This is a genomic window from Sphingomonas sp. JUb134 (genome assembly GCF_004341505.2).
Classification (GTDB): domain Bacteria; phylum Pseudomonadota; class Alphaproteobacteria; order Sphingomonadales; family Sphingomonadaceae; genus Sphingomonas.
Window position 1 is genome coordinate 2,598,385 of record NZ_SLYP02000001.1, and the last position, 26,349, is coordinate 2,624,733.

The window sequence follows — 26,349 nt, forward strand, 5'->3', positions numbered from 1 at the left end:
ACGGTCGCAATCGGCGGCCGTGCCCTTGTTCGTATCAGTCGCCGGTCAGGATGCGATCGACCAGCTGCTTCACCGACGGCACGAAGCCGTTCGAATAGAAGGGATCGCGCTTGAAGTTATAGGCGGCGTGGCCGGCGAACATCAGGTTGTTGTCGACGGGACCGCCATGGGCGATGTCCTGCAGCGTCTTCTGGATGCAGAAGCTGCGCGGATCGGCGAGGCGCCCGGTCGAGTTGGTCTCGGTATCCGCCCAGGACGAGAAGCTGCACTGGCTGAGGCAGCCCATGCAGTCCGCCTGGTCCTTGCGGATGATCTGCTTCTCTTCCGGCGTCACGAACACCAGCGTGTTGTCCGGCGTCTTGAGCGCATCGGTGAAGCCGGCGCCGAACCATTCGCGGGCGCGCAGCAGGTCGTTGCGCGTCACCCAGAAGTTCTTGCCCTTCACGCCGACGTCCAGCTGGAAGCTGTGGTCGCCGGCTTCCTGCGTGGTGAAGGCGATCTGCCGGTCGGAACGCGCTTCCAGGCTGCGCAGGAAGGGGTTGCGGACGGCCGACGAATAAAAGCCGGTCGGCGAGAAGCGGTGGAGAAGGACGTCACCCTCCTCGATCTGCATCAGGCGCTGCTTCCACTCTTCCGGGATCGGGCTTTCCTGGGTCAGCAGCGGACGCGTGCCGAACTGGAAGGCGATCTTGCCGAGCTCGGGATTGTCGATCCAGTCGTTCCAGTCGCGCAGGTACCAGACGCCGCCCGCCATCACGATCGGCACGTCGTCGGAAATGCCGCCCTCGCGCATCGTGTCGCGCAGCGCCTTCACGCGCGGATAGGGGTCCTGGGGTGCGAGCGGGTCCTCGGCATTCGACAGGCCATTGTGGCCGCCGGCGAGCCAGGGATCCTCGTACACGACCGCGGCGAGCCATTCGGCCGCCTTGGAATAGGCGCGCTTCCACAGCGCGCGGAACGCGCGGCCGGAGCTGACGATCGGCAGATAATGGACGTTGTGCTCGGCGGCGATCTCGCTGAGCTTGTACGGCATGCCCGCGCCGCAGGTGACGCCTGCGACCATGCCGCGGGTGCGCTCCAGCACGCCCTGGAGGACGCGCTGCGCGCCGCCCATTTCCCAGAGCACGTTGATGTTGATCGCGCCCTTGCCGCCGGCGATCTCCCAGGCGCGCTTCACCTGCTGGACGGCGCCCTCGATCGCATATTCGACCAGTTCCTCGTGGCGTTCGCGGCGGGTGAGCGCGCGATAGACCTGCGGGATGATCTTGCCCTCGGCATCATAGCTGTCGGCGTTCACTGCCGAGACGGTGCCGATGCCGCCGGCTGCCGCCCAGGCACCCGCAGACGCGTGGTTGGTGGCGGCAACGCCCTTCCCTCCCTCGACCAGCGGCCAGACCTCACGGCCGTTGTAGCTGATGGGGGACAGACCTTTGAACAAACCAACCTCCGAATGATGCCCGACGAACCTGCGCGGCGGACCAGCGATGCCGCGCCTTTACTGCCCAAATTCCTGGCGCGCGAGAGAATTACGCTTGGGGGGACAACGCCCCCGGCTTGCCCATCGCCTGCTCGTAGAGCGCGGCATAGGCCGCAATCATCGTCTTCTCGTCGAACAACGCACGAGCGCGCGCCTGGTTCGCGGCGCCCACGCGGCCGCGCGCGGCCGGGTCCTGCGCCAGCACCTGGAGCCGGTCGCGCAGGTGCACCTCGTGCCGGTCGATGCCCATGTAGGGGGTGTTCTCCTCGGCCACCATCTGCGGGATGTCGCCGACCGGCGGCGCCACCACCGGCAGGCCGGCGGCCATCGCCTCCATGACCGAGATCGGCTGCTGCTCGCTCCTGGACGACAGCGCGAAGATGTCGAACAGGCCCATGTAGCGATGCGGCTCGGGCAGGAAGCCCGGCAGGTGGACGCGGTCCTCGATCCCCATCGCCTCGGCCGCGTCCAGGATCGCCTGGCGCTCCGGGCCGTCGCCGACCAGCACCAGTTGCACGTCCTCGACGATGCCGCCGACGGCACGCACCAGCAGCGGCAGGTCCTTCACGTCGCGAAAGCCCGCGAGCGAGCCGATCACCACCTCGCCGGGCTTGCGGCGGAAGCCGGGGATCGCGTCCGGCGCGCAGCCTGCGGCGTATTTCTCGACCGGGATGCCGTTGCCGATGCGGTGGACGCGTGCGCGCGGCTGGCGCCAGGTGTCGAGCGCGATCGTCTCCAGCGCGTGGCTCGGCACCACCAGCGCGTACGCAGCGCCGAGCGCGAAGCGGCGGTACATGTTGCGCACGGGGCTGAGCCGTCGGGCTTCGTCCTCGTTGAAACCGTCCTCGTGATGGACGACGGGGGGCATGTTCTTGCCGAACGCCCGGCGCGCCATCACCCCGTCGATCGCGCCCCAGTTATAGGTGAGCACCAGGTCGAAACGCGACGCATAGCGGGCGATCGCCTCGTAGCGGGCAACCGAGGGCTTTCCGGTGAGCGGCGGCGGGTTCTGCGCGATCTCGTAGCGGATGCCGCGGGCGATCCAGTCGCGCGCGCCGGTCTGCTCGGGCACGCCCGAGACGATGGTGTGCACGGCGCGGTCGCCCCAGGCGTTCATCAGCCGGACGGCGCGCTGTTCCTTGCCGCCGGGCGCGAAGCTGGAGTGGAGGTGGAGGATACGGACGGGCATCGGGGGACCTTCAGGCGAGGCGGGCGAGGAGGCGGTCGATCGCGGCGGCGGCCCCCGGCTCCTCCAGCGTCGGCGCGTGGCCGGTGTTCGGGACGGTGACCAGCTCCGCGTCGGGCAGGCGCTCGGCCATGCGCTCGGCGACCTCGGCCGAGAGGATGTCGGAGCGGTCGCCGCGGATCAGCGTCACGGGCTTTCCACGCAGCGCGTCGAGCGCGGGCCACAGGTCCGGACCGGCTTCGTTGCCGGGCACGCGGAAGGGCTCGGCGATCTTCATGTCATAGTCGAGCAGGATCCGGCCCGAGGAATTGAGCCGGTAGAGGCGCTTGGCCATCACCAGCCAGTCGGCGATGCCATAGGTCGGGTAGGTATCCCCATGCGCCTCGGCGAGCGAACGCGCCGCGTGCATCCAGGTCGGATGCCACAGCTGGCGGCCGACATAGCTGCGGATGCGGCCGAGACCCGCCGGGGACAGTTCCGGCCCCACGTCGTTGAGAAGCGCGCCCGCCACGCGCTCGCGCTCGGTGGCCGCGAGCAGCATGGTGAGGATGCCGCCCATCGAGGTGCCGAACAGGATCACCCGGTCGAGCTGGAGCTGGCCGAGCAGCGCGTCGATGTCCTGCAGGTAGGTGAGCGGGACATAGGTCATGGGATCGCGGGCATAGGCGCTCTCCCCGCGGCCCCGCATCTCCGGCACGATCACCCGCCAGTCCCCGGACAAGCGGGCCGCCACGCCCTCGAAATCGCGCGCGTTGCGGGTGAGGCCGTGGAGGCAGAGGATCGGCGGGCGGTCGGCACGGCCTGCGTAATCGCGGAAGTGCAGCCGGAGCCCGTCGTTGGACCACCAGAAATCATCCTGCCAGGCGCCGGCACGGGGCGGGTTGCGTCTGTCGGTCATCGCTCCCCATATCGCCGTATGGCCAATCGCTCGCAACCCAATCCGTCGCCCGTCCCCTATCGGCCCGAACAGGCGATCCTGGAGCTTGGGCCTGAATTCTACGATCCCGTTGCGGCGGCGGACTTTCCCAAGACGATCCTGCGGTTCCGCAACGATCGTGCGGCGGCGAGCGTCGGGCTCGAGACGCTCGACGATGCCGAATGGATCGCGCATTTCGGGCGCTTCCAGCCATTGGCCGACAACCTGCAGACGCCGCTGGCGCTGCGCTACCACGGCCACCAGTTCCGGTCGTACAACCCGGACCTGGGCGACGGGCGCGGCTTCCTGTTCGCGCAGATGCGGGACGACCGCGACCGGTTGATGGACCTGGGCACCAAGGGATCGGGGCAGACGCCGTGGAGCCGGTTCGGCGACGGGCGGCTGACGCTGAAGGGCGCGGTTCGCGAGATCCTGGCGACCGAAATGCTGGAGGCGTTGGGCGTCGAGACCAGCCGTACCTTCTCGGTGATCGAGACCGGCGAGGAACTGACACGGGGCGACGAGCCCTCCCCCACCCGCTCTGCGGTGATGGTGCGGCTGAGCCACGGGCATATCCGCATCGGCACCTTCCAACGGCTCGCCTACCACCAGGACGCGGACTCAATGGAGCGGCTGGTCGGCTATGTGCTGCGCCACTTCTATCGCGAGGAACCGGGCGAGGATGGTCCGGTACGACTGCTCGACCATGTGGTCAGCCGCACCGCTCGGCTGGCCGGGCAGTATATGGCGGCGAGCTTCGTCCATGGCGTGCTCAACACCGACAACATCAACGTGTCGGGCGAGAGCTTCGACTATGGCCCGTGGCGCTTCGCCCAGACGTGGGACCCGGCGTTCACGGCCGCCTATTTCGACCATGCCGGGCTCTACGCCTTCGGGCGCCAGCCGGAGGCGATCTATTGGGATGCGATGCAGCTGGCGGTGTCGCTGCGCACGCTGGTGGATTCCGAGCCGCTGATCGCGGTGCTGGAGGAGTTCGCGCCGCGCTACCAGGAGGCGGTGCGCCAGGCGATGCTGTGGCGGCTGGGCGTGACGCCGCGCGGAGAGACCGAGGATCGCACGCTCGTCGGGCAGATGGAGCTTGCCCTGCGGGAGACGAGCGCGCCGGTGGACGCCTTCTTCCACGACGCGTTCGGGGGCACGCTGCCGGACGAGCCCCGCTATGGCGAGGCCTTTGCCGCGGTGCGCGCGGCGCTCGCGGGCTATGCGCCGCGCAAGCCGCGCGACCATCCGCATTGGGACGCGGCGCCGTGCAAGCTCTCGATCGAGGAAGTGGAAGCGATCTGGGCGCCGATCGCCGAGGCGGACGACTGGTCGGTGCTCCATGACAAGGTGGCGCAGATCCGGCAGCTGGGCGAGGCGCTGCGCTAGGCGCGGCGCCCGGGCTGGCGAACTGGCGTCGGCCGCAGCTTTGGGGCACACAGGTTCTCGCGCTTCACCACGAGGGCCAATGAGCGACATCGAACTCGTCTCGACCGAACCCGCGACCGGCGCCTTTCTGTGGCGCGGCGCCTGCGGCAACGTCGACGCGGAAGTCACCGAGGCGCGGGCGAGCTGGCCGGCCTGGGCAGCGCAGCCCCTGTCCTATCGCGCGGAAGCCTTGCGCCGCTTCGCCAACGTAGTGCGTGCGCGTGGGGAGGACTTCGCCGACCTGATCGCGCGCGAGACCGGCAAGCCGCTGTGGGAAGCACGCGGCGAGGTGGAAGCGGTGATGGCGAAGGTCGACACCTCGATCTCCGCCTTTGCCGAGCGCACCGGGCAGCGCCGGCTCGACGCGCAGATGGGTTCGCGCCTTGCGCTGCGGCACAAGCCGCACGGGGTGCTGGCGGTGCTGGCGCCGTACAATCTGCCTGCCGACATTCCCAACGGCCACATCGTGCCCGCGCTGCTGGCGGGCAATGCGGTGGTGTTCAAGCCTTCGGAAAAGACGCCGGCGACCGGCGCCTTCCTGGTCGACTGCTATCGCGCGGCGGGCATTCCGGAAGGCTGCGTGCGGCTGCTGATCGGCGGGCCGGAGACCGGCCGGGCGCTGTCGGAGCACCCGCTGATCGACGGGCTGCTGTTCACCGGATCGGCGCGCACCGGCCTTGCCCTCAACCGCCGCTTTGCCGAGCATCCGGAGAAGATCCTGGCGCTGGAGATGGGCGGCAACAATCCCATCCTGGTGTGGGACACGCCCGATCTCTACACGGCCGCGGTGCTGGTGGTGCAATCCGCCTTCCTGGGCGCGGGGCAGCGCTGCACCGCCGCGCGCCGGTTGATCGTCGACCAGCGGCTTGCCGATCCGCTGCTGGAACAGATCAATGCGCTGATCGACCGGATGATCATCGACGCGCCCCATGCCGATCCCGCCCCGTTCATGGGCCCGATGATCGACAATGATGCCGCCGATCGCCTCACCGAGCGGTTCCTGAACCTGTCGGGCAAGGGCGGCCGCCCGATCCGCTACCTGGAGCGGCCGGTCGAGGGGCGTCCCTTCGTCACCCCCGCATTGGTGGACATGACCGAGGCGGGCGAACGCCCGGACGCCGAGTTCTTCGGGCCGCTGCTCCAGGTCATCCGCGCCGAAAGCTTCGAGGCCGCGGTCGCGGAGGCGAACAACACCCGCTACGGCCTGTGCGCCGCGCTCGTGAGCCAGGACCCCAGGCGCTACGACGCCTTTTGGGCGAACATCCGAGCCGGCGTCATCAACTGGAACCGGCCGACCACCGGCACCTCGCCAAAGGCGCCGTTCGGGGGCCTGGGCTGGTCCGGCAACCATCGGCCCGGCGCCTTCTACGCAGCGGATTACTGCGCCTATCCGGTGGCGTCGTCGGAGGCCGAGCAGGCGCGCGCGTCTATCGGCGTCGGGTTGCGCGACGGCTGAGCGCAAGGCTCGCAAAGTTTCGCTAGGGACAGGCGAAGCAAGGGTGGCGTTGCGGCCGCGCGCGCGAACCGCCATCTGCCCAGCATGCCGACGCTACTCGATCCGCACGCGCGTGGGCGCGTCATCCTGGTGGGCGCAGGACCCGGCGATCCGGGCCTGCTGACGGTGCGTGCAGTGGAGGCGCTGAAAAGCGCCGACGTGGTGGTGCACGACGGGCTGGTGGACGCGCGGGTGCTCGACATCGCCCCCGCCGCCGCCCAGCGCATCTCCGTCGCCAAGCGCCGTTCGCGCCACACGCTGCCGCAGGAATCGATCAACGCGCTGATCGTCGCGCATGTGAAGACCGGTGCCATTGTCGTGCGGCTGAAGGGCGGCGATCCGTTCATCTTCGGCCGCGGCGGCGAGGAAGTGGAAGCGGTACGTGCCGCAGGCCTGCCGGTGGAGGTGATCCCCGGCGTGTCGGCAGCGCTTGGCTGTGCGGCGGGCGCGATGCTGCCGCTCACCCATCGCGACTGGTCTTCGGCGGTGAGCTTCGTCGCCGGCCAGTGCAAGGGGCTGACCGACCAGGACTGGTCGGGGCTGGCCGGCAAGGGCCGCACGCTGGTGATCTACATGGGCGTCGCCACGGCCGAGGCGATCGCGGACAAGCTGATGGCCGACGGTGTCGCGCCGGACATGCCCGTGGCGGTGCTGGAGCGCGGGACGCTGCCGGGCGCACGCGCGCTGCGCACGTTGCTGGCGGATCTCGGCCCGATGGTCGGGCGCGAGGGCGTGCAGAGCCCGGCGGTGATCGTGGTGGGCGAAGTGGTCCAGCTGGCGGATGCAGAGGACAAGCTGGGCGCCTGGGCGACCGCAGCGGAGGCAATGGCGTGAAGATCCTGACGGGCAATGATCTGGCGAGCGGCGACGTGGTGTGGTGGACCGGCAATGGCTGGTCCCGGCACCTGGAGGACGCGGTGGACGTCGGCAGCAATGGCGAGGCGATCGCCCATGTCGAGGAAGCCGCGCTGCGCGTGAACGTGCCTTACGTGATCGACGCGGAAGCGACCGCGGAAGGCCCCCGCCCCGCCCATATCAAGGACCGCATCCGGGCGCTCGGCCCGACGGTGCGGCCCGACCTGACGCTGAAGCCTGCCGATCCCGATGCGGGAAGCTGGGTGATCTGAACAACTGCCGCGGCGCCAACTGGCGCGCGATCCCGGCGGATGCCGGTGTGACGAGGGTAGCATGTACAAGTACGACGAATATGACCGCTCCATCGTCGAGGGCCGGATCGCCGAGTTCAGCGATCAGGTCGCACGGCGCCTGTCGGGCCAGATCACCGAGGACCAGTTCAAGCCGCTGCGGCTGATGAACGGGCTCTACCTCCAGCTGCACGCCTATATGCTGCGGGTCGCCGTCCCCTATGGCACGATGGACAGCCGCCAGATGCGGATGCTGGGCCATATCGCGCGGACCTATGATCGCGGCTACGGCCACTTCACCACGCGCCAGAACCTGCAGTTCAACTGGATCAAGCTGGAGGATACGCCCGCGATCCTGCGCGAGCTGGCGACCGTCGAGATGCATGCCATCCAGACCAGCGGCAACTGCATCCGCAACATCTCGTCGGACCAGTACGCCGGTGCCGCCGCCGACGAGGTGACGGACCCGCGCCCCTGGGCGGAGCTGCTGCGCCAGTGGTCGACCTTCCACCCCGAGTTCACCTACCTGCCGCGCAAGTTCAAGATCGCGGTGATCGCGGCCGACGAGGATCGCGCGGCGATGCGGCTGCACGACATCGGGCTGCAGATCGTGGAGCGCGACGGCAAGCTGGGCGCGGCGGTGTATGTGGGCGGCGGCATGGGCCGGACGCCGATGATCGCCTCGCTGATCCGCGACTTCGTGCCGTTCGAGGATTTCGTCAGCTATTTGGAGGCGTGCCTGCGGGTCTACAATCGCTACGGACGGCGCGACAACATCTACAAGGCGCGGATCAAGATCCTGCTCCACGAGATCGGCGCCGACGAATATCGCCGCCAGGTGGAGGAAGAGTTCGTGGCGGTGAAGGCGCTGGGGATCGACCCGCCGCAGGCCGAGTTCGACCGCATCGCCGCGCATTTCGCGCCGCCCCCGTTCGAGGAAGGCCTGTCGGACGAGCTCGACCGCAGCGATCCCGACTTCGCGGTGTGGCTCGACCAGAACGTCAAGGCGCACAAGCAGCCGGGCTATGCGATCGTCAACATCAGCCTGAAGCCGACGAAGGGCATTCCGGGCGACGCCACGGCCGACCAGATCGACCGCATGGCCGCGCTTGCCGAGCGCTACAGCTTCGACGAGCTGCGCGTGACCCATGCGCAGAACATCGTCCTTCCGCATGTCCGCAAGGCGGACCTCTATGCCGTGTGGCAGCAGCTGGTGGAGGCGGGTCTCGCCGAGGCGAACCTGGACCTGATCGGCGACATCATCGCCTGCCCGGGGCTCGATTATTGCAGCCTCGCCAATGCGCGCTCGATCCCGCTCGCGCAGAAGATCGCCGGACGCTTCGCCGACCTGGGCCGCCAGCGCGACTTGGGCGAGCTGAAGCTCAAGATCTCGGGCTGCATCAACGCCTGCGGCCACCATCATGCCGGGCACATCGGCATCCTGGGCGTGGACCGGAAGGGTACGGAGAATTTCCAGCTGCTGCTGGGCGGATCGGGTGCGGAGGACGTGAGCCTGGGCAAGATCACGGGCCCCGGCTTTTCCGAGGACGGCGTGGTCGACGCGATCGAGCGCGTGACCGACCGCTATCTTGCCGAGCGCCAGGAGGGCGAGCGCTTCGTCGACACTTATCGGCGCATCGGCATGGAGCCGTTCAAGGAGGCGATCTATGGCTGAGCTGACCACCAATCCGGCCGACGCCGGCTTCCTGCGCTTTCGCGACGATGCCCCGCATGACGAGCCGGCGGTGACGCTGGACGCGTTCCTGGGCCAGTCCAACGCCACGGCGGTGCGGCTGGAGGCGGGCGACGATGCGCGGGCGCTGCTCCCCTATCTCGACCGAATCGCGCTGGTGGAAGTGAGCTTCCCCAAGTTCCGCGACGGGCGCGGCTATTCGTCGGCGCGGGTGCTGCGCGAGGCAGGGTACGAGGGCGAGCTGCGTGCACAGGGCGACGTGCTGGTCGACCAGCTGCTGCCGATGCGACGGTGCGGGTTCGACAGCTTCGCGCCCGAGGCGCCGATCGATCGGGCGACGGCGGAGGCAGCGCTGAGCCGCTACGCGCACTTCTACCAGCGGGCGGCCGATCCGGTGCAACCGGTGTGGAAACTGCGTCATGGGCAATAGCGCGCTGCGCATCATCGACCGGCTGGACGTCGCACCCCGCTTCACGCTGGCGGATGCGGCGCAGCTGAACGAGCGGTTCCGGGGCGTCGACACGCAGGAGATGCTGCGCGTGGCGCTCGGCGAAGGGCTGCTGGGCGAAGTGGCGGTGGTGTCGTCGTTCGGGGCGGAGTCGGCGGCGCTGCTGCACCTGGTGGCGAGCGTCGACCGGTCGGTGCCGGTGCTGTTCCTCGATACCGGCAAGCATTTTGCCGAGACGATCGCCTATCGCGACGAACTGGTGCGCTTCCTGGGGCTCACCGACCTGCGCATTCTCCAGCCCGATGCCGAGCGGCTGGCGGCGCGCGACGAGAGCGGGTTGCGCTGGTCCTACGATCCCGACGGCTGCTGCGAGATCCGCAAGGTCGAGCCGCTCGCCCGCGGGCTCGCCGGGTTCGACGCGAGCTTCACCGGGCGCAAGGCGTTCCAGGCGGCGACGCGCGCGAACCTGCCGCGCTTCGAGCTGGATGGCGACCGGCTGAAGGTGAACCCGCTGATCACCTGGTCCAAGGAAGAGCTCGACGCCTATTTCGCCGCGCACGACCTGCCGGTGACCCCGCTGGTGGCGATGGGCTATCCGTCGATCGGCTGCCAGCCGTGCACCAACAAGGTAGCGCCGGGCGAAGACCCGCGCTCCGGCCGCTGGAGCGGCTGGAACAAGACCGAATGCGGGATCCACACCCCCATTCCCGACGGCGACCCCAACCAGCCCGTCTTCTGACCGGCCGCGGCTTAGCCGCGCTGCGTCTCCCCCTCGCGCCCTCGGTGCTCTTGCCAAAGCGGGAGACCGGGGGCGTTTGCGTATCGCCCTGGAAGTCTGGCGCTCTCGTGGTTGCGGGAGGGCTTTTGCGCGCCTGGGGCATGTGGGCGGGGCTGTGGATAAGTTGTTGGCGGGCGGTGGGTGGGGCGTTGGCTCGGGGTGGATCGGGCCTTGAATGTGGCGGTGGACAGGCTGTGGGCAGCTTGTGGACGGTATGTGGACAGGATGTGCAAGGGGCTGTGGATAAGCTGTGGATAGTGCGTGCATGAATACGTGCACCGATCGGTGAATGGTCGCTTCACAAGCTGTGGATAAGTTGTGGAGGGATACCACCGCAGCGGTCGAGAATTGCCGGTGATTGTGGCGCAGCCGACGGATGTCACAAGCGAGAAGGCGTAGCCCGGCAAAGGTCCGAACCAGTTGGGAGGATGGTGTGGGGGCGCGCGGACTTCGACAACACCGCGCCTGATCCCCGGTTTCAGGGACCTTCGCCCAGACCCTCGCCGTGCTCCTGCGCAGGCAGGAGCCCAGGGTTCTGGAACGCCGCAAGCGGTTGTTCTGCTTGGCCCTGGATTCCTGCTTGCGCAGGAATACGGCGGGATCGGGGAGCTGTTGTGGGTTTCGCAGCAGTCCCGTTGGAGGGCGGCCGGAACGGTGGTGCGCCTACGCCCGATGGCGCCGCAACTGGGCCCCCGGTCTTCGCCGGGGTACGTGGTATATGAGGGTGGCGCCGTCGCGGGTTACGGGTGCCGGCGCGGGATGCCGTGCCGCGCCGCCAGCGCCTCCAGGATCGCGTCGCGGGTGCCGGCGAAGCGCAGGCCGTTCGCCTCACCGGTCGCGAGCGCCGCGGGCGCATCGTCGGCCAGGATCAGCAGGGGAAGCGACTGGTGCGCCTCCCCTACCAGCGCGACTACCCGCCCGCGCGGGCGGGCCCAGGCGACGTGCTCGATGTCGAGGCGCTCGCGTAAGCCTGGATAGGCGGCGAGGACGCCTTCGATCACGATGCAGTCGAAGCAGAAATAATGCGCGTCCGGGTAGGCAGTATCGGTGCTTGCCGGGTCGATCAGGATCAGCCGGTCGCGCGTGCCCTGCCCCGCCTCACTCATTGTCGAAGCTGCCATAGCCTTCGCCGACATAGTCGCTGAAGCGCGTGATGGTCGGCTCGAACTTCATCGTGACCTTGCCGGTGGCGCCGTGGCGCTGCTTGGCGATGATGAGCTCGGCCAGACCATAGACGCGCTCCATGTCCACCGCCCATTTCGCGTGATCCTCGAACACGCGGGCGTCGTCGCCGTCGCGCGGGCGCTTGGGCTCCTTGGCGGCGACGTAATAGTCCTCGCGGTACACGAACCACACCATGTCGGCGTCCTGCTCGATCGAGCCGGATTCGCGAAGATCGGACAGCTGCGGGCGCTTGTCCTCGCGCTGCTCCACCGCGCGGCTGAGCTGGGAGAGCGCGATCACCGGCACGCCAATGTCCTTTGCAAGCGTCTTCAGGCCGCGGCTGATCTCCGAGATTTCGTTCACGCGGTTGTCGGAGCGGCCGGTGCCCTGCAGCAGCTGGAGATAGTCGACCACCACCAGGCCGAGCTGGTCGTCCAGGCGGCGGTGGAGACGGCGCACGCGCGTGTGCAGGCCGCTGATCGAAAGACCGGCGGTGTCGTCGATGTAGAGCGGCAGCGATTCGAGATCGGCGGCGGCGTCGGCGAGCTTCACGAACTCCGCCTTGCTGATCTTGCCCATGCGCAACGCTTCGGAACTGATGCCGGACTGTTCGGCGAGCACGCGGGTGGCGAGCTGGTCGGCCGACATTTCGAGGCTGAAGAACGCGACCTTCGCGCCCACCGACTTGCCCTTTTCAACGCCGGCGCGCTGGTCGTCCATGAAGCGGCGCGCGGCGTTGAAGGCAATGTTGGTGGCAAGCGAGGTCTTGCCCATGCCGGGACGGCCGGCGAGGATGATCAAGTCGGAATGGTGGAGACCACCGATCCGCGAGTTGATGCTGTCGAGGCCGGTGGTGACGCCCGACAGGCCGCCGCCCGAGTTGAGCGCGCGGTCGGCCATCTGCACGGCCATGGTCGTCGCCTGGGCGAAGCTCTTGACCGTGTTGGCGGTGGTGCCCTCGGCGGCGACGCGGAACAGCGCTTCTTCGGCCTGCTCGATCTGCTTGCGGGGATCGATCGTCTGGCTGGTGTCGAGCGCGTTCTCGACCAGCGTCGTGCCGACCGTGATCAGCGCACGCAGCTGGGCGAGGTCGTAGATCTGCTCGGCGAACTGCTTGGCGCCCAGGAGGCCCGCGCCGCTGCCGGTGAGCTGGGCGAGATAGCCGGGGCCACCCAGCTCGCGCATGCCGGAGTCGTCCTCGAACAGCGGGCGCAGCGTGACCGGGTTGGCCAGCATGTTCTGCCGGCGCACGTCGCGGATCTTTTCAAAGATGCGGGCGTGGACGGGCTCGAAGAAATGATCCGGCTCGAGTCGCTCGACGATGTCGTCGGCCAGCCGGTTGTCGATCATCATCGCGCCCAGCAGTGCCGCTTCCGCCTCGACGTTCTGGGGGAGGCGCGCAGCCGGGGACGGAGCGGACGAGCCGCCGATATGTGCAAGTGTGGCCATGGACCTGCTTTTCCCAGACGCGGCGGCCAAGCTCAAGCGACCCCAAGCGAAACATCTGTGGACAGGTGCGTTTTGCCGGCTTGGGCGTTGCCAAGGCGCGCCAAACGGCTAAGCGCTGCTCCACCATGGCCGATCCGCGGATCATCGACGTCTCGCTCGACGAGCGCACCATTCTCTGGCGCAACGCGGACGTCGAGCAGGAACGGCGGATCGCGATCTACGACCTGCTGGAGGGCAACCGCTTCGCGCCGCAACGGGTGCATGCCGACGGCTATGCCGGGCCGTACCGCGTGCGGCTACGCGTAGAGGACGGGCGGTTGGCGATCGACATCCGCCGCGCCGACGACAGCCCGCTGGAGACGCTGGTGCTGGGCCTTGCCCGCTTCCGCCGGCCGATCCGCGACTATTTCGCGATCTGCGACAGCTATTACCAGGCGTTGCGCCAGGCGACGCCGCAGCAGATCGAAACCATCGACATGGCGCGCCGGGGTCTCCACAACGAGGCGGCCGAGCTGCTGATCGAGCGGCTTTCCGGCAAGATCGAGATCGATTTCGATACGGCGCGCCGCCTTTTCACGCTCATCTGCGTGCTGCACATCAGGGGTTGAATTCAGGGAATGCGGGTTTTGAAGGCGGTGCTCGCCATCGCGGCGGCGCTGTGCCTCGCGGGGGCCGCGGGCTGGCACTATGCGACCGACTGGCGGCCCTCGACGGGCGAATATCCGGTGCAGGGCATCGACGTATCGGAGGAGACCGGGCCGGTCGACTGGCTTACGGCGCGCGCCCGCGGCGTCGACTTCGCCTATGTCCGCGCGATCGGCGACGGCACGCGGCGCGACCGGCTGTTCCAGTCCAACTGGGCGGCACTGGGGGAAGCGGGCATCCGCCGCGGCGTGATCCACCAGTTCTCGCTGTGCCGGCCGGCGGAGGCGCAGGCGGACGCGTTCGTCACCTTCGTGCCCCGCGCGATTGATGCCTTGCCGACGGTGCTGGAGCTGGAACTGGACGAAGGCTGCGCCCGTCGCCCGGAGCGCGCGCAGGTCCTTGCCGGCATTCGCCGCTTCCTGGAGGTGGTGGAGCACCACACCGGTTCGCCGATGCTGCTCAAGGTCTCCGAGCCGTTCGAAAAGGCCTATGCGGTGAGCGGCGCGGTCGAGCGGCCGCTGTGGGCCGCCCAGGAGTTCTTCGCGCCCCTCTATCTGGCACGTCCGTGGCGGATGTGGCAGGCGAGCACCATCCGGCGGATCGACGGCGTCGACCGCCCCGTCCATTGGGATGTCGTAGCACCATGACCGATATCGAAGCCCTGATCGCGGCGGCACGCACCGCCGCCCGCAATGCCCACGCGCCCTATTCGCGCTTCGCCGTCGGTGCCGCCCTGCGCATGACCGACGGCAGCGTCATCACCGGCGCCAATTTCGAGAATGCGAGCTACGGCCTGTCGCTGTGCGCGGAGACGGTGGCGGTTGCCACTGCGAGCGCGCAGGGACGGCTGGGCGAGATCGCCGAGGTGGCGGTGATCGGCGGCATGATGGTCGACGGCGTCGCGACCGGGGACGTGCCGGTGCGGCCGTGCGGGCGCTGCCGGCAGGTGCTGAACGAGGCGGCGCAGATCGGGCGGCGGGACTTGCGGGTATTCTGCGCAGGTGCGGAGGGCGATGCCGTCGAGGAGCATCGGCTGTCGGAGCTGCTGCCGCATGCGTTCGGGCCGGCGGATCTGGGGCTGTAGGGGCGCCGCGAGCGTACCCCGGCGAAGGCTCAGGTGGGGTGATCGAGCCGGATCATGCCTCACGGCGGCCTTCCCAACTGGGCCCCGGCCTTCGCCGGGGTACGGGTTTGGGTGACGGGGTCAGGCGCTGCTCCTGACACATTCTCCGTGCTCCCGCGAAGGCGGGAGCCCAGGGCACCAGGCATTATCAGCCGTTTCTCTGCTTGGCCCTGGATCCCCGCCTTCGCGGGGATACGACGGAGCGTGGGCGTTACGCCGCGACTTCGGACGCTTCGGTTGTCCAGCCGAGGTGCGGCAGCGTGATCGATCTCCGGCCGGACAGGTCGGTGCGGCACACGAACAGCTCGCGGCTTTCGATATAGGCGACCAGCCGCTTCACCCGCCCCATCGAGCTGGTGCCATAGGTGCGCGCGATCTCCTCGTCGCTCGGGCAGGGTTCACCCGCGCGGGCGGCGCGGGCGATCAGCAGGAAGGGGCCGAGCATGTCGTCGGGCAGCGAGGCGGCGAGTTGGAGCGCGTCGCCCCACTCGCCTTCGGGCGATTCGAAGATGCCGGCGCGCGCGCACGACAGGCGGCGGGTGAAGCCCGGCAGGTCGAGCGGCGGGCGCGACAGCCCCGCCATGCGGCAGCGCACGCCGAAGTCTTGGTAGAGCATCGCCGCCGGGCGCTGGGCCGCGTCGTCGTCCGACAGGATCGCGCGCAGCACGTCGGCGATGATCGTGTCGGTCTCCTCCTCCGAACGCTCTGGCAGCGCCGGAGTCGCGATCGGACCGGCCGGGCGCTCGATCGCGGCCATCACCTCTTCGGGAGGCGGCGCCGGGCGAACCGGCATCGGCAGCGGCAGCATCTCCTCCACAGGGGCGAGCAGCAGGTCCTTGATGTCGGCGACCTGGCCGGAGGGGAGCGGCGTCAGCTTGGGGCTGCCGCTGCGCGCCGAGGTCTCGACCGCACCGATCCGCACCGCCACCGGCCGGCGCGTAACGGCCGGGCCGAGCGCCAGGAAGGTGCCGCGCTGAAGGTCCCGGATCTGCTCGGCCTGGCGCCGCTCCATGCCGAGCAGATCGGCCGCGCGCGCCATGTCGATGTCGAGAAAGGTGCGGCCCATCAGGAAGTTGGACGCCTCGGCCGCGACGTTCTTGGCGAGCTTTGCCAAGCGCTGGGTCGCGATCACGCCGGCAAGGCCGCGCTTGCGGCCGCGGCACATCAGGTTGGTCATCGCCGACAGCGACGCGCGACGGACCTCCTCGGCGACTTCGCCGCCGGTGGTGGGGGCGAACAGCTGCGCCTCGTCCACCACGACCAGCGCGGGATACCAGTGCTCGCGCGGCGCATCGAACAGCGCCGAGAGGAAGGCGGCGGCGCAGCGCATCTGTCCTTCGGCCTCCAGCCCTTCCAGGCTGAGCACGACGGAGGCGCGATGTTCGCGCGCCCGGGCGGCGAACTTCGCCACCTCGCGTTCGCTGTGGTCGACCGCATCGATGACGATGTGGCCATAGGCGGCGGACAGGGTAACGAAGTCCCCTTCCGGGTCGATGACGACCTGCTGGACGTGGCGCGCACTGCGTTCGAGCAGGCGGCGCAGCAGGTGCGACTTGCCCGAGCCCGAATTGCCCTGAACCAGCAGGCGGGTGGCGAGAAGTTCTTCGAGATCAATCGGAACCGGCTTGCCGGCCGGATCGGTTCCCATGTCGACGGCAACGGTCATGCCGGCGCGTTTGGACGATGGCAGGGGGCTGCGGCAAGGGGGAAGCGACGGTTTTCGCGGGTGGCCCTACTCCCTGCCCGCCTCTCCCTTCCCGTTCGCCTCGAGTGCCGTCGAGCTTGTCGAGACGGCGTATCGAGAGGTCGGCGCCCGCGGCTCTCTCGATACGGGCTCTCGACAAGCTCGATCCCTACTCGAGACGAACGGGGTGGAGTGGAGCGTAGGATAGCGGCTCAGGCGAACAGCTGTCCCACGAGCGACCCCACCGAGGCGATCGCCTGGTCCGCCTTCTCGGGCGCAATGCCCGGCGCATCCAGGTAGCAGGCGATCAGGATCGGCTTGCGGCTCGGAGGCCAGGCGATGGCGATGTCGTTGGCCTGCCCGTTGCCGCTGGTCCCGGTCTTGTCGCCGACTCGCCAGCTCTTGGGCAGGCCGGCGCGCAGCCGCTTGTCGCCGGTGCGGCAGCCGATCATCCAGTCGGTCAGCTGCTTGCGCGACGCCGGCTCCAGCACGTCGCCGGTGAGCAGCGCCGCGAGCAGCGTCGTCATCGCCATCGGCGTCGTCGTGTCGCGCAGCTCGCCGGGCTTATAGTCGTTGAGCTCGGGCTCCACGCGGTCGAGCCGGGTGATCGTGTCCCCTGCGGAGCGCAGGAAGCGCGTCAGGCCGGAGGGACCCCCGAGCTGCGGCAGCAGGAGGTTGGCGGCGGCATTGTCGCTCCACTCGACGGCAGCGGCGCACAGCTCCGCCAGCGTCATCTGCCCGCGGGGCAGGTTCTCACGCACCACCGGGGCATAGTCCAGGAGATCGCCTTGCGTGAACCGGATCGGGCGCTGGAGGTCGAGCTCGCCGCGATCGGCGCGCGCGAGGATCGCGGCGGCAAGCGGCACCTTGAAGGTCGAGCACAAGGGGTAGCGGGCCAGCGGGTCGAGCCACAGGCGGCGCCCGGTGCCCGTGTCCAGCACGGACACGCCGAGCCGGCCGCCCGCCTCGCTGGCGATTGCCGCGAGCGGATCAGCGGGCGCGGCAAAGGCGGCGCTGCCCAGCGCCTCCAGCCAAGTCGGCAGCAGCACTGCGGCCGCGGCGCCGGCGACGAACTCGCGCCGCCGCATCAGCGCCGCCTCGCGTCGGCCTGCTGGCCGGGCATACGGACGGTGAGGCCATCGAGCGCGTCGGTGAGCGTGATCTGGCAGGCAAGCCGGCTGGTGCGGGTGGCACCGGGGGCGAAATCGAGCATGTCTTCCTCTTCCTCCGACGGCGGCGGCAGCAGGTCGGCGAATTCCGGCGCGACGATCACGTGGCAGGTCGAGCAGGCCATCTGCCCGTCGCACGTGCCCTCCAGCGGCTGGCCATAGGCTTGGGCGAGATCGAGCAGCCGGTCGCCAGCGGCGCCGCGGGCTTCCTCGACCGCGCCGTCCACGCCGATGAAGCGGACGATCATGCCGCCACCTTCTGCGCACGCGCTGCTGCGTCGATCCGGGTGATGGCGTTCAACAATTCCTCCTCGCTGGTGGTGCGGCCGAAGCCGATGCGGATGCTCGACCGCGCCTCCGCGTCCGACAGGCCGATGGCGCGAAGCACGTGGCTCGGCCGCCCCGAGCCGCTGGCACAGGCGGAGCCCGCGGAAAAGGCGATGTCGCGCAGGTCGCTCATCAACCGCGCCACGTCGAGCCCTTCGCGCCGCAGGTTGAGGTTGCCGCGGTAGCGGTGCTCGGTCGAACCGTTCACCCGCCAATCGGGGCCGAGCGCGGCCAGCGCCGCCCGGGCGAGCTGGGCGACGTGCGCCGCGTCGTCGTCGTGCCGCTCGACCGCTAGCCGCGCGGCGGCGCCGAAGCCGGCGCACAACGCGGGCGAGAGCGTGCCGGAGCGTCCCGGCACCTCCTGTCCGCCGCCGTGGAGCAGCGGTGTGAGCGGCACGCCGTCGCGGACCCACAGCGCGCCTATGCCCTTGGGCCCATGGATCTTATGGGCGGAGACGGCGACCAGATCGCAGCTGTCGGGGATGGGCACGCGGCCATAGCCCTGCACCGCATCGCACAGGAACCGCGCGCCGGCGGCGTGGGCGAGTGCGGCGAGCTCCGCGATCGGCTGGATCACGCCGATTTCGTTGTTGACCAGCATCGCCGCCACCAGGCCGGTGCCGGTCAGGATCGCGCGCGCGGCCTCGTCCAGGGCAACGCGGCCGTCGGCGCCGACCGGCAGGATGGTGACCGGGCGACCGTTGCGCGCCTCGGCAGCGACGGTGTCGAGCACGGCGGCGTGCTCGGTCGCGAGCGTCACGATCGGGCCTTGGGTGCCCTGGATCGCCCAGTTGAGGGCCTCGGTGGCGCCGGAGGTGAAGGCGACGCGGCCGCCCTCCGGCAGCAGCTTAGCCACCTGTCCGCGCGCTACTTCCACCGCAGCGCGGGCGGCGCGGCCCTCACGATGGGGAGAATGCGGGTTGGCGTGCTGGCGCTCCAGCCAGGGGAGCATCGCGGCGAGTGCTTCGGGCGCGAGGGGTGTGGTCGCCTGATAGTCGAGGTAGCTCATGCCGCCCGCGCCCGCGCTTCGCGGGCGATCGCGATCCAGGCGTCGGCGAAGCGGCGGACGTCCTCGGCTCGTGTGTTCCAGCCGAAGCTCACCCGCACCACTTCCCGCGCCGCCTGCGCCTCCCAGCCCATCGCGCCCAGCACGTGGCTGGGCTTGAGGCTGCCGGACGAGCAGGCGCTGCCGGCGGACACCGCGATGCCGCTGCCGTCGAAGCGGATCAGCTGCGCGGCGGAGGCGACACCCGGCATGCGATAGGCGGCGATGGTGGCGATGCGGGGTGCCTCCCCAGCGACGACTTCCCCGCCTTCTGCGATCACCTCCGCGTCTAGGGTCGCGCGCCATTCGGTCGCCTGCTCCAGCCAGTCGCGCGACGCTTCCAACGCGGCCGCGAAGCCGAGCACTCCCGGCAGGTTCTCCGTCCCGCCGCGATAGCCCTGCTCCTGCCCGCCCGTGGGTTCGAGGGTCGCGAAGTCGCGCACCAGCAGCGCGCCGATGCCCGGCGGGCCGCCCAGCTTGTGCGCCGACACCGCGATCAGGTCGGCGTCGGGCAGCGGAAGCTTGCCCGCCGATTGCGCACAGTCCGCGAACAGCAGGTCCCCGCGTGCGCGGAGCTCGGTGGCGAGCGTGTCGAGCGGCTGGAGCACGCCCGTTTCCGAATTGGCCGCCTGGATCGCGAACAGCCGCCGCTCGCCGGTGGGTTCGGGCAGCGAAGCCCGGCCTGCCGCGTCGACCGGCAGCCGTTCCGCGTCCCCGGCGGCGCGCAGCACCGCGTCGTGCTCGGTGGGCGACACGGCGATCCGCACGCCCTTTGCCCGCCCGAGCGCCAGCGCGATCGCCTCGCTCGCGCCGCTGGTCAGGATCACCTCGTGCCGCCAGCCGAGCGCCGCGGCGATGCGGGCGCGGGCGTCCTCCAGCATGCGGCGAGCGGCGCGCCCCTCGGCATGGGGGGACGAGGGATTCGCCCAGCGCGCCATGCCTTCTGCCACCGCGGCGATCGCCTCGGGTCGCATCGGTGTCGTCGCGGCGTGATCCAGATAGAGTCGTTCGGCCAAGAATCGTTCCGATTGCGCGGGAAAGCTTGCCGCCTATATAGCGCGCAGCTTGCTGCGCCCAACCGCGCGCCCCATTTCTCTCGGCAGGAAGCCCATGCCCGAAGTCATCTTTCCCGGCCCGGAAGGGCGCCTCGAAGGTCGTTTTGCCCCCGCTCCGCGCCCGCGCGCACCCGTGGCGATGATCCTCCACCCGCATCCCAACGCCGGGGGCACGATGAACAACCGCATCGTGCAGGAGCTCTACAAGACCTTCCAGCGCCGCGGCTTTGCGACGCTGCGCTTCAACTTCCGCGGCGTCGGCAAGAGCCAGGGCACGTTCGACAACGGCGTCGGCGAGCTGTCGGACGCGGCTTCCGCGCTCGACTGGGTGCAGAGCTTCCATCCCGAAGCGCAGACGACCTGGGTCGCAGGCTTCGGTTTCGGCGCATGGATCGGCATGCAGCTGCTGATGCGCCGTCCCGAGATCCGCGGCTTCATCTCGATCGCGCCGCCGGCGAACATGTTCGACTTCACCTTCCTGGCCCCCTGCCCCTCCTCGGGCATCATCATCCAGGGTGAGGCGGACGAGGTTGTGACGCCGGCTGCGACCCAGAAGCTGGTGGACAAGCTGCGCACCCAAAAGCACATCACCATCCACCACGACGTGATCCCCGGCGCGAACCACTTCTTCGAGCACGAGATGCCGGAGCTGATGGGCAGCGTGGACCGCTATCTCGACATGCGGCTCGATCCGAACTCGCCGATCCGCTGACCTGCAAGCCCGGGGGCGCCACGCGTCCCCGGGGGCCGCTTCCAACACATGATTGCGGCGCCTGCGCGCGCGGTGTAGGCGCGCCTGCAATGCGCGCGGCGTCCGATCCCATTTCGTCGTATCGCGCGTCCCGCCGGCCCCGCACGATCGCGTTGCTGCTGGCGGTCGGGATCAACGTCCTGATCCTGATCATGCTGCTGACACTCGCGCCGCGGCTGTTGCCGCCCCCGCCGCCCGAGGCTGTGCCCCCCGTCTTCGACATCACCCCCGATCCGCCCCAGACCCAGGCCGCCGGCGACCCCGAGGTGCCGAAGACCGGCGGCGGCGCGACAGCACGCAGCCGCCCCAAGGACGCGGTGACGGCACCGCCACCGCCGCCCAGCGCCCCACCCGCGCCGCAGCCCACCCCCAGCATGCTGGTCCTGAGCAGCGAGGATTTCGCCGCCTCCGACATCGGCGCGATCCGATCGAAGCAGGGTGCCGAACTTGCCGACAGCGGTGCGGCGAACGACGGCGGCGATGCTGCAGACAGCGGTGCAGCCTATGGTCCGGGCGAAGGACCCGGCGGCGAGCGGCTGTACCGGGCGGAATGGTATCGCCGGCCGACCGACCGGGAGCTCGGCGCCTATATGCCGCCGCAGGGCGCGCCTGCCGGCGCCTGGGCGGAAATCGCCTGTCGCACCCTCGCCGACTATCGCGTCGAGGACTGCCGCGAACTGGGCGACTCTCCGCGGGGATCGCGGCTGGCGGGCGCCATCCGCCAGGCCGCATGGCAGTTCCGCGTCCGCCCGCCACGGGTCGGCGGAAAGCCGATGATCGGCGCCTGGGTCCGCATCCGCATCGACTTCACCCAGCGTCCCCAGCCCTAGCGTCGCTCCGGCGTTGTGCCGGCGGCGGGCGCCGCATAGACTGGGGGAATGGAAAGCCTGCTCGCACTCTTCTCCGACCCGACGGCCTGGGCCGCGCTGATCGCGCTCGTGGTGATGGAGGTGGTGCTCGGCATCGATAACCTCGTCTTCATCTCGATCCTCTCGAACAAGCTGCCGGAGGAGCAGCGCGCCCGCGCCCGCAAGGTCGGCATCGGCCTCGCGCTCGGCATGCGGCTCCTCCTGCTTTCGATGATCGCCTGGCTGGTCGGCCTGACGGCGGTGGTCTTCGACCTCGGCATCACCGGGCCGCTCAACGACTATGGCCAGCCCGCGTTCGAGACCGCCTTCTCCTGGCGCGACCTGATCCTGGTCGCCGGCGGGCTTTTCCTGATCTGGAAGGCGACCAAGGAGATCCACCACAATGTGGACGCCACGCCGAGCGACGACCTGCTCGACAAGAAGCAGGTGGCGGCGATCACCTTCGGATCGGCGATCGTCCAGATCATCCTGCTCGACATGGTGTTCTCGATCGATTCGATCCTGACCGCGGTCGGCATGACCGACAATCTCGCGGTGATGATCATCGCCGTGCTCGCCGCCGTCGGCGCCATGGTGCTGGCGGCCGATCCGCTGGCCAACTTCATCGCGCGCAACCCCACGGTCGTGATGCTCGCGCTCGGCTTCCTGCTGATGATCGGCGCGGTGCTGATCGCCGACGGCTTCGGCGTCCATGTGCCCAAGGGGTATATCTACGCGGCGATGGGCTTCTCGGTGCTGGTCGAGCTGCTGAACATGCTCTCGCGCCGTGCGCAGCAGCGGAAGGGCGAGAAGCACTAGGGCCGGTCTCCGCCGGGGCGGGCGGGCTGGGTCGTGGACTCTTTAAGCCGCCGTCTGGAAACGCCCAGTTGTTGCCGTTCACTCAAATCACTGACGCGCATACAAGCGGACGATCGTTCACGAGGGGAGGTCGGCACTCATGTCCATCATCGACCGGCTCCGGCTCGCTACTCCCATAGTTCAAGCGCCGATGGCGGGAGTGGCCACACCTTTGCTGGCAGCGACAGTGTCGAACGCCGGAGCACTCGGATCGATTGGTGTGGGCGCAACCGACGCGGCCGGTGCACGAATGATGATCGAGGAGGTGCGTGGCCGCACGTCCTGCGCCTTCAACGTCAACCTGTTCGTCCACGGTCGAGCGAAGCCGGATTCCTCTCGGGAGGCGACGTGGCTGAATTGGCTCGCCCCGTTGTTCGCGGAGTTCGGCGCAGAACCCCCGGCAGCCTTGCGAACCATTTACAAGAGCTTCGCCGACGATCCCGACATGCTGACGATGCTGCTCGCGCTCGCGCCGCCTGTGGTCAGCTTTCACTTCGGCTTGCCGCCCGCGGACGTGCTGGCGGCGCTGCGAGCACGGGGTGTCTACCTGATGGCGACCGCTACCAGCCTTGAAGAAGCACGCGCGATCGAGGCGGCAGGAATAGACGCCGTGGTTGCGCAAGGAATCGAGGCTGGCGGCCATCGTGGCATCTTCGATCCCAACGCGCCCGATGACGCGCTCGGCATGGTCGCGCTGACGCGGCTGCTGGTGCGGAACACGGGGCTGCCGGTTATCGCTGCCGGGGGGATGATGGACGGGGCGGGCATCGCTGCCGCGCTCGATCTGGGTGCGGCGGCAGCGCAGCTCGGGACGGCGTTCGTGCCATGCCCGGAGTCCGCCGCCGACGCTGCGTATCGGGCGGCGCTCAGCGGTCCGGGCGCATATCACACGGTTATGACATCGCTTATTTCCGGTCGCCCCGCGCGCGCGCTGGCCAATCGCTTCACCGCTTTGCGCGAGGAGGTGGGCAATCACAGGCCGCCCGACTACCCCATCGCCTATGATGCCGGAAAGGCTCTTCACGCGGCTGCTAAGGCTCGGGGCGAGCATGGTTTCGGTGCGCAATGGGCGGGGCAAGGTGCGCCGCTCGCCCGCGCAATGCCCGCCGCTGATCTGGTTCGCACCCTGCGGGAGGAACTCGCAAGTTGTAGGGCCGGAAACCGTCTGCATTCGCCGGATGCCGTTTAGAAACCGGACTGACCGGAAACCACCAGTTTCGGTCGTTCAATGCTCGCCCGAGAAGCGGTCGTGGATGGTTTCACGCCCTAGCCTTCTTCCGCCAGCACCGCCGCATAGGCGTGCGGGTCGACGTTCCCGCCCGACAGCAGCACGAGCATGCCTTCCGACGGCGCCAGCTTGCCGGCGAGCAGCGCCGCAAGCCCAACCGCGCCGCCGGGCTCCACCACCAGGCGTAGCTGGCGCGCGGCCCAGCGCTGGGCGTGGCGGACCTCGGCTTCGCTGACGGCGACGCCGGTCGCGCCGCGGCGCGCGATCACCTCGAAGGTGAGCGGCGACACCCGCTGCGTCTGGAGCGCGTCGCATGCGGTGTCCGGCGCGTCCGGCGCCACCGGTTCGATCCAGCCGGCCTCCAGCGAGGCACGCATGTCGTCCCAGCCCTCCGGCTCGACCACCGCCAGTTCCGCGTCCGGCAGGGCAAGCGCGAGGCCGGCGGCCAGGCCGCCACCGCCGCAGGGCGTCACCACGTGGCGCACGGACCCTAGACCCTGCGCCTCCATCTGCTGCGCGGCCTCGATGCCGGCGCTCCCCTGCCCCTCGATCACCCAAGGATCGTCGAAGCTCGGCACCAGCGTCGCGCCGCGCGCGGCGGCGAGTTCGCCCGCGATCCGCTCGCGGCTTTCGCTGCGGCGGTCGTAGCGCACCACCTCGGCACCGAGCGCCAGCGTCGCCTCCCGCTTCACCTCCGGCGCGTCGGCCGGCATGACGATCGTCGCCGGCATCCGCAGCCGCCGCGCCGCCCAGGCGACTCCCTGCGCGTGATTCCCCGACGAGAAGGCGACGACACCCCGCGCGCGAGCCGCTTCGTCGAGCGCGGTCAGGCGATGCCAGGCGCCACGGACCTTGAACGCACCGATCGGCTGAAGCGATTCGGCCTTGAACGCGACCCGGCGCCCGCGGATTTCGGCCATTAAAAGCGGTGTCGGGGGAAGGATTTGGGCGATCTTTGCAGCCGCGTCCCGCACTCCGGCGCGTGTGGGCTGTCGCACGATGGTCACATTTCGTCTCCGCAGCGGCCGTGATGCGAGTCAGGCGCTTTACACGCCGGTTCACCGACCCTATGTGCGCCATCCGCTGCCCCATGGGACTTCCAACCGCAAGGCAGCTCTTGTGTCGAACTACCCCGTTGGAGGTCCCTTGAATTGGCCGAACACCATAGCGCGCTGGGGCTAGCAATCGCCCACTCTGACGTCGTCCGCGGCGTCGACATCGCCCAGCGTGCCCCGGTCCAGCCGGTAACGCTCGTCCGTCCGCACGCCGCGCGTCGGGCCGCCCGATTCTTCGTCGAGAAGTTTCCGGGCCGGTCGATGTATGCGGTGAAGGCGAACCCGTCGCCGGATCTGCTGCAGATCCTGTGGGACAGCGGCATCACGCATTTCGACGTCGCCTCGATCGCCGAGGTGCGGCTCGTCTCGCGCACGCTTCCGGAAGCGACCCTGTGCTTCATGCACCCGGTCAAGGCCGAGGAAGCGATCGCCGAGGCGTATTTCACCCACGGCGTGCGCGTCTTCTCGCTCGACACGACCGAGGAGCTGGAAAAGATCGTCCGTGCGACCCGCGGCGCCGAGGACCTGACGCTGTGCGTCCGGCTGCGCGTGTCGTCGGATCACTCGAAGCTGAGCCTCGCGTCGAAGTTCGGCGCGGCGCCGCACGAGGCGAAGGAACTGCTGTTCGCGGCACGCCAGGCGGCGGACGCGCTCGGCATCTGCTTCCATGTCGGCAGCCAGGCGATGTCGCCGGAAGCCTATGCCAATGCGATGGAGCGCGTGCGCGCCGCTATCGTCGAGGCAGCCGTGACGGTGGACGTGATCGACGTGGGCGGCGGTTTCCCTTCGACCTACCCGGGCATGGAGCCGCCGCCGCTGGAGCGCTATTTCGAGACCATCCACCGCGCGTTCGAAAGCCTGCCGGTGTCCTATTCGGCCGAGCTGTGGGCCGAGCCGGGCCGGGCGCTCTGCGCCGAGTACAGCTCGCTGGTGGTGCGCGTCGAGAAGCGCCGCGGGGCCGAGCTCTACATCAACGACGGTGCCTATGGCGCGTTGTTCGATGCGGCGCACATCGGCTGGCGCTTTCCGGTGCAGCTCCTGCGCGAGCCGGAGTCGGACGCCAAGGACGTGGGCTTCAGCTTCTACGGGCCGACCTGCGACGACATGGACCACATGGCGGGTCCGTTCGAGCTGCCGGCGGACATCCGGGCGGGCGACTATGTCGAGATCGGCATGCTCGGCGCCTATGGCTGTGCGATGCGGACGGCGTTCAACGGCTTCGGTTCGGAAGAGACGGTGATCGTCACCGACGAGCCGATGGCCTCGCTCTACGTCGCGCTGGAAGCGGCCGAACGCGCGAAGCGCTCGAACGTCATCAAGCTTTAACGGCCGCAAGGCCTACCTATATGGGCGGCGGGCGCTGACGGCCTCCGCCGCCCTTG

26 protein-coding genes are annotated in these 26,349 nt (G+C 69.4%); 15 read left to right on the forward strand and 11 right to left on the reverse strand.

The window, feature by feature from the left end; all coding sequences use genetic code 11:
- Positions 1 to 34 precede the first annotated feature (34 nt).
- The 3 genes from EDF69_RS12010 to EDF69_RS12020 form a co-directional block, all read right to left on the reverse strand.
- Positions 35 to 1,438, reverse strand: a complete 1,404-nt coding sequence (locus EDF69_RS12010) for an NAD(P)H-dependent flavin oxidoreductase (RefSeq protein WP_132881882.1) — start codon at positions 1,436 to 1,438, stop codon at positions 35 to 37.
- Between the two features lie 88 nt (positions 1,439 to 1,526).
- Entirely contained in the window at positions 1,527 to 2,666 is a 1,140-nt protein-coding gene (locus EDF69_RS12015; RefSeq protein WP_132881881.1) for a glycosyltransferase family 4 protein, read from the reverse strand.
- 10 nt (positions 2,667 to 2,676) lie between these two features.
- The gene (locus EDF69_RS12020) at positions 2,677 to 3,561 is read right to left on the reverse strand and encodes an alpha/beta fold hydrolase (RefSeq protein ID WP_204991370.1); all 885 of its coding nucleotides are present in this window, start codon (positions 3,559 to 3,561) and stop codon (positions 2,677 to 2,679) included.
- An 18-nt stretch (positions 3,562 to 3,579) separates the two neighbouring features.
- On the opposite strand from EDF69_RS12020, the gene EDF69_RS12025 reads away from it, so the two are divergent.
- From EDF69_RS12025 to EDF69_RS12055, 7 genes are all read left to right on the forward strand, one after another.
- Positions 3,580 to 4,968 carry a protein adenylyltransferase SelO family protein gene (locus EDF69_RS12025; RefSeq protein ID WP_204991371.1) on the forward strand — a complete coding sequence of 463 codons (1,389 nt, stop codon included), beginning with the start codon at positions 3,580 to 3,582 and terminating at the stop codon, positions 4,966 to 4,968.
- Positions 4,969 to 5,047: 79 nt separating this feature from the next.
- Positions 5,048 to 6,463, forward strand: a complete 1,416-nt coding sequence (locus EDF69_RS12030; protein ID WP_132881879.1) for a succinylglutamate-semialdehyde dehydrogenase — start codon at positions 5,048 to 5,050, stop codon at positions 6,461 to 6,463.
- An 84-nt stretch (positions 6,464 to 6,547) separates the two neighbouring features.
- A complete protein-coding gene (gene cobA / locus EDF69_RS12035) occupies positions 6,548 to 7,336 on the forward strand; it encodes a uroporphyrinogen-III C-methyltransferase (RefSeq protein ID WP_132881878.1) in 789 nt (262 codons plus the stop codon).
- Positions 7,333 to 7,629 carry a DUF2849 domain-containing protein gene (locus EDF69_RS12040; protein WP_125960361.1) on the forward strand — a complete coding sequence of 99 codons (297 nt, stop codon included), beginning with the start codon at positions 7,333 to 7,335 and terminating at the stop codon, positions 7,627 to 7,629. The genes cobA and EDF69_RS12040 overlap by 4 nt, the downstream gene beginning before the upstream one ends.
- Positions 7,630 to 7,690: 61 nt before the next feature.
- The gene (locus EDF69_RS12045; RefSeq protein WP_132881877.1) at positions 7,691 to 9,322 is read left to right on the forward strand and encodes a nitrite/sulfite reductase; all 1,632 of its coding nucleotides are present in this window, start codon (positions 7,691 to 7,693) and stop codon (positions 9,320 to 9,322) included.
- Complete coding sequence (locus EDF69_RS12050) at positions 9,315 to 9,770, forward strand: DUF934 domain-containing protein (protein WP_132881876.1); 456 nt, start codon at positions 9,315 to 9,317, stop codon at positions 9,768 to 9,770. Before EDF69_RS12045 ends, EDF69_RS12050 begins: the two co-directional genes overlap by 8 nt.
- Positions 9,760 to 10,527, forward strand: a complete 768-nt coding sequence (locus EDF69_RS12055; RefSeq protein WP_132881875.1) for a phosphoadenylyl-sulfate reductase — start codon at positions 9,760 to 9,762, stop codon at positions 10,525 to 10,527. Before EDF69_RS12050 ends, EDF69_RS12055 begins: the two co-directional genes overlap by 11 nt.
- 779 nt (positions 10,528 to 11,306) lie before the next feature.
- On the opposite strand, the gene EDF69_RS12060 is transcribed toward EDF69_RS12055, so the two are convergent.
- Together EDF69_RS12060 and EDF69_RS12065 are read right to left on the reverse strand one after the other, a co-directional pair.
- On the reverse strand, positions 11,307 to 11,687 hold the full coding sequence (locus tag EDF69_RS12060; protein WP_204991372.1) for a DUF3088 family protein: 381 nt from the start codon (positions 11,685 to 11,687) through the stop codon (positions 11,307 to 11,309).
- Complete coding sequence (locus EDF69_RS12065; RefSeq protein WP_132881873.1) at positions 11,665 to 13,179, reverse strand: replicative DNA helicase; 1,515 nt, start codon at positions 13,177 to 13,179, stop codon at positions 11,665 to 11,667. Before EDF69_RS12065 ends, EDF69_RS12060 begins: the two co-directional genes overlap by 23 nt.
- Before the next feature lie 125 nt (positions 13,180 to 13,304).
- Between EDF69_RS12065 and EDF69_RS12070 the strand changes: the two genes are divergently transcribed.
- From EDF69_RS12070 to EDF69_RS12080, 3 genes are read left to right on the forward strand one after another with little or no spacing between them, the layout of a single operon-like run.
- A complete protein-coding gene (locus tag EDF69_RS12070) occupies positions 13,305 to 13,787 on the forward strand; it encodes a UPF0262 family protein (RefSeq protein ID WP_132881872.1) in 483 nt (160 codons plus the stop codon).
- A gap of 9 nt (positions 13,788 to 13,796) precedes the next feature.
- A complete protein-coding gene (locus EDF69_RS12075) occupies positions 13,797 to 14,471 on the forward strand; it encodes a glycoside hydrolase family 25 protein (RefSeq protein WP_132881871.1) in 675 nt (224 codons plus the stop codon).
- On the forward strand, positions 14,468 to 14,908 hold the full coding sequence (locus EDF69_RS12080; RefSeq protein ID WP_132881870.1) for a cytidine deaminase: 441 nt from the start codon (positions 14,468 to 14,470) through the stop codon (positions 14,906 to 14,908). Before EDF69_RS12075 ends, EDF69_RS12080 begins: the two co-directional genes overlap by 4 nt.
- A gap of 250 nt (positions 14,909 to 15,158) precedes the next feature.
- On the opposite strand, the gene EDF69_RS12085 is transcribed toward EDF69_RS12080, so the two are convergent.
- The 5 genes from EDF69_RS12085 to EDF69_RS12105 form a co-directional block, all read right to left on the reverse strand.
- Positions 15,159 to 16,613: an ATP-binding protein gene (locus tag EDF69_RS12085; RefSeq protein WP_132881869.1), complete on the reverse strand. Its 1,455-nt coding sequence runs from the start codon at positions 16,611 to 16,613 to the stop codon at positions 15,159 to 15,161.
- A 230-nt stretch (positions 16,614 to 16,843) separates the two neighbouring features.
- Complete coding sequence (gene bla, locus EDF69_RS12090; protein ID WP_132881868.1) at positions 16,844 to 17,719, reverse strand: class A beta-lactamase; 876 nt, start codon at positions 17,717 to 17,719, stop codon at positions 16,844 to 16,846.
- Complete coding sequence (locus EDF69_RS12095) at positions 17,719 to 18,048, reverse strand: 2Fe-2S iron-sulfur cluster-binding protein (protein WP_132881867.1); 330 nt, start codon at positions 18,046 to 18,048, stop codon at positions 17,719 to 17,721. Before EDF69_RS12095 ends, bla begins: the two co-directional genes overlap by 1 nt.
- The gene (locus EDF69_RS12100) at positions 18,045 to 19,136 is read right to left on the reverse strand and encodes a cysteine desulfurase family protein (RefSeq protein ID WP_132881866.1); all 1,092 of its coding nucleotides are present in this window, start codon (positions 19,134 to 19,136) and stop codon (positions 18,045 to 18,047) included. The genes EDF69_RS12095 and EDF69_RS12100 overlap by 4 nt, the downstream gene beginning before the upstream one ends.
- Complete coding sequence (locus tag EDF69_RS12105; protein WP_132881865.1) at positions 19,133 to 20,188, reverse strand: cysteine desulfurase family protein; 1,056 nt, start codon at positions 20,186 to 20,188, stop codon at positions 19,133 to 19,135. Before EDF69_RS12105 ends, EDF69_RS12100 begins: the two co-directional genes overlap by 4 nt.
- A gap of 94 nt (positions 20,189 to 20,282) precedes the next feature.
- On the opposite strand from EDF69_RS12105, the gene EDF69_RS12110 reads away from it, so the two are divergent.
- The 4 genes from EDF69_RS12110 (at position 20,283) to EDF69_RS12125 (ending at position 23,873) form a co-directional block, all read left to right on the forward strand.
- The gene (locus EDF69_RS12110) at positions 20,283 to 20,939 is read left to right on the forward strand and encodes an alpha/beta hydrolase (RefSeq protein WP_125960375.1); all 657 of its coding nucleotides are present in this window, start codon (positions 20,283 to 20,285) and stop codon (positions 20,937 to 20,939) included.
- A gap of 89 nt (positions 20,940 to 21,028) precedes the next feature.
- Positions 21,029 to 21,808: a hypothetical protein gene (locus EDF69_RS12115; RefSeq protein ID WP_239555455.1), complete on the forward strand. Its 780-nt coding sequence runs from the start codon at positions 21,029 to 21,031 to the stop codon at positions 21,806 to 21,808.
- Positions 21,809 to 21,856: 48 nt separating this feature from the next.
- Positions 21,857 to 22,645: a TerC family protein gene (locus EDF69_RS12120; RefSeq protein ID WP_132881864.1), complete on the forward strand. Its 789-nt coding sequence runs from the start codon at positions 21,857 to 21,859 to the stop codon at positions 22,643 to 22,645.
- A gap of 139 nt (positions 22,646 to 22,784) precedes the next feature.
- On the forward strand, positions 22,785 to 23,873 hold the full coding sequence (locus EDF69_RS12125) for an NAD(P)H-dependent flavin oxidoreductase (RefSeq protein WP_132881863.1): 1,089 nt from the start codon (positions 22,785 to 22,787) through the stop codon (positions 23,871 to 23,873).
- Positions 23,874 to 23,950: 77 nt separating this feature from the next.
- Here the strand turns inward: EDF69_RS12125 and EDF69_RS12130 are convergent, their stop codons facing one another.
- Positions 23,951 to 24,886, reverse strand: coding sequence for a threonine ammonia-lyase (locus EDF69_RS12130; RefSeq protein ID WP_132882056.1), 936 nt, complete (start codon positions 24,884 to 24,886; stop codon positions 23,951 to 23,953).
- A 177-nt stretch (positions 24,887 to 25,063) separates the two neighbouring features.
- Between EDF69_RS12130 and EDF69_RS12135 the strand changes: the two genes are divergently transcribed.
- Positions 25,064 to 26,293: a type III PLP-dependent enzyme gene (locus EDF69_RS12135; RefSeq protein WP_132881862.1), complete on the forward strand. Its 1,230-nt coding sequence runs from the start codon at positions 25,064 to 25,066 to the stop codon at positions 26,291 to 26,293.
- The last annotated feature ends 56 nt before the right edge of the window (positions 26,294 to 26,349 follow it).

Bases quoted from the DNA above. Each gene is read 5' to 3' on its own strand.
- EDF69_RS12025 (WP_204991371.1), top strand. From the start codon at position 3,580: ATGGCCAATCGCTCGCAACCCAATCCGTCGCCCGTCCCCTATCGGCCC.
- EDF69_RS12015 (WP_132881881.1), bottom strand. From the start codon at position 2,666: ATGCCCGTCCGTATCCTCCACCTCCACTCCAGCTTCGCGCCCGGCGGC.
- EDF69_RS12115 (WP_239555455.1), top strand. From the start codon at position 21,029: ATGCGCGCGGCGTCCGATCCCATTTCGTCGTATCGCGCGTCCCGCCGG.
- EDF69_RS12095 (WP_132881867.1), bottom strand. From the start codon at position 18,048: ATGATCGTCCGCTTCATCGGCGTGGACGGCGCGGTCGAGGAAGCCCGC.
- EDF69_RS12100 (WP_132881866.1), bottom strand. From the start codon at position 19,136: ATGAGCTACCTCGACTATCAGGCGACCACACCCCTCGCGCCCGAAGCA.
- bla (WP_132881868.1), bottom strand. From the start codon at position 17,719: ATGCGGCGGCGCGAGTTCGTCGCCGGCGCCGCGGCCGCAGTGCTGCTG.
- EDF69_RS12120 (WP_132881864.1), top strand. From the start codon at position 21,857: ATGGAAAGCCTGCTCGCACTCTTCTCCGACCCGACGGCCTGGGCCGCG.
- EDF69_RS12075 (WP_132881871.1), top strand. From the start codon at position 13,797: ATGCGGGTTTTGAAGGCGGTGCTCGCCATCGCGGCGGCGCTGTGCCTC.
- EDF69_RS12055 (WP_132881875.1), top strand. From the start codon at position 9,760: ATGGGCAATAGCGCGCTGCGCATCATCGACCGGCTGGACGTCGCACCC.
- EDF69_RS12110 (WP_125960375.1), top strand. From the start codon at position 20,283: ATGCCCGAAGTCATCTTTCCCGGCCCGGAAGGGCGCCTCGAAGGTCGT.
- EDF69_RS12030 (WP_132881879.1), top strand. From the start codon at position 5,048: ATGAGCGACATCGAACTCGTCTCGACCGAACCCGCGACCGGCGCCTTT.
- EDF69_RS12065 (WP_132881873.1), bottom strand. From the start codon at position 13,179: ATGGCCACACTTGCACATATCGGCGGCTCGTCCGCTCCGTCCCCGGCT.
- EDF69_RS12080 (WP_132881870.1), top strand. From the start codon at position 14,468: ATGACCGATATCGAAGCCCTGATCGCGGCGGCACGCACCGCCGCCCGC.
- EDF69_RS12085 (WP_132881869.1), bottom strand. From the start codon at position 16,613: ATGACCGTTGCCGTCGACATGGGAACCGATCCGGCCGGCAAGCCGGTT.
- EDF69_RS12050 (WP_132881876.1), top strand. From the start codon at position 9,315: ATGGCTGAGCTGACCACCAATCCGGCCGACGCCGGCTTCCTGCGCTTT.
- EDF69_RS12060 (WP_204991372.1), bottom strand. From the start codon at position 11,687: ATGGCAGCTTCGACAATGAGTGAGGCGGGGCAGGGCACGCGCGACCGG.
- EDF69_RS12020 (WP_204991370.1), bottom strand. From the start codon at position 3,561: ATGACCGACAGACGCAACCCGCCCCGTGCCGGCGCCTGGCAGGATGAT.
- EDF69_RS12070 (WP_132881872.1), top strand. From the start codon at position 13,305: ATGGCCGATCCGCGGATCATCGACGTCTCGCTCGACGAGCGCACCATT.
- cobA (WP_132881878.1), top strand. From the start codon at position 6,548: ATGCCGACGCTACTCGATCCGCACGCGCGTGGGCGCGTCATCCTGGTG.
- EDF69_RS12045 (WP_132881877.1), top strand. From the start codon at position 7,691: ATGTACAAGTACGACGAATATGACCGCTCCATCGTCGAGGGCCGGATC.
- EDF69_RS12125 (WP_132881863.1), top strand. From the start codon at position 22,785: ATGTCCATCATCGACCGGCTCCGGCTCGCTACTCCCATAGTTCAAGCG.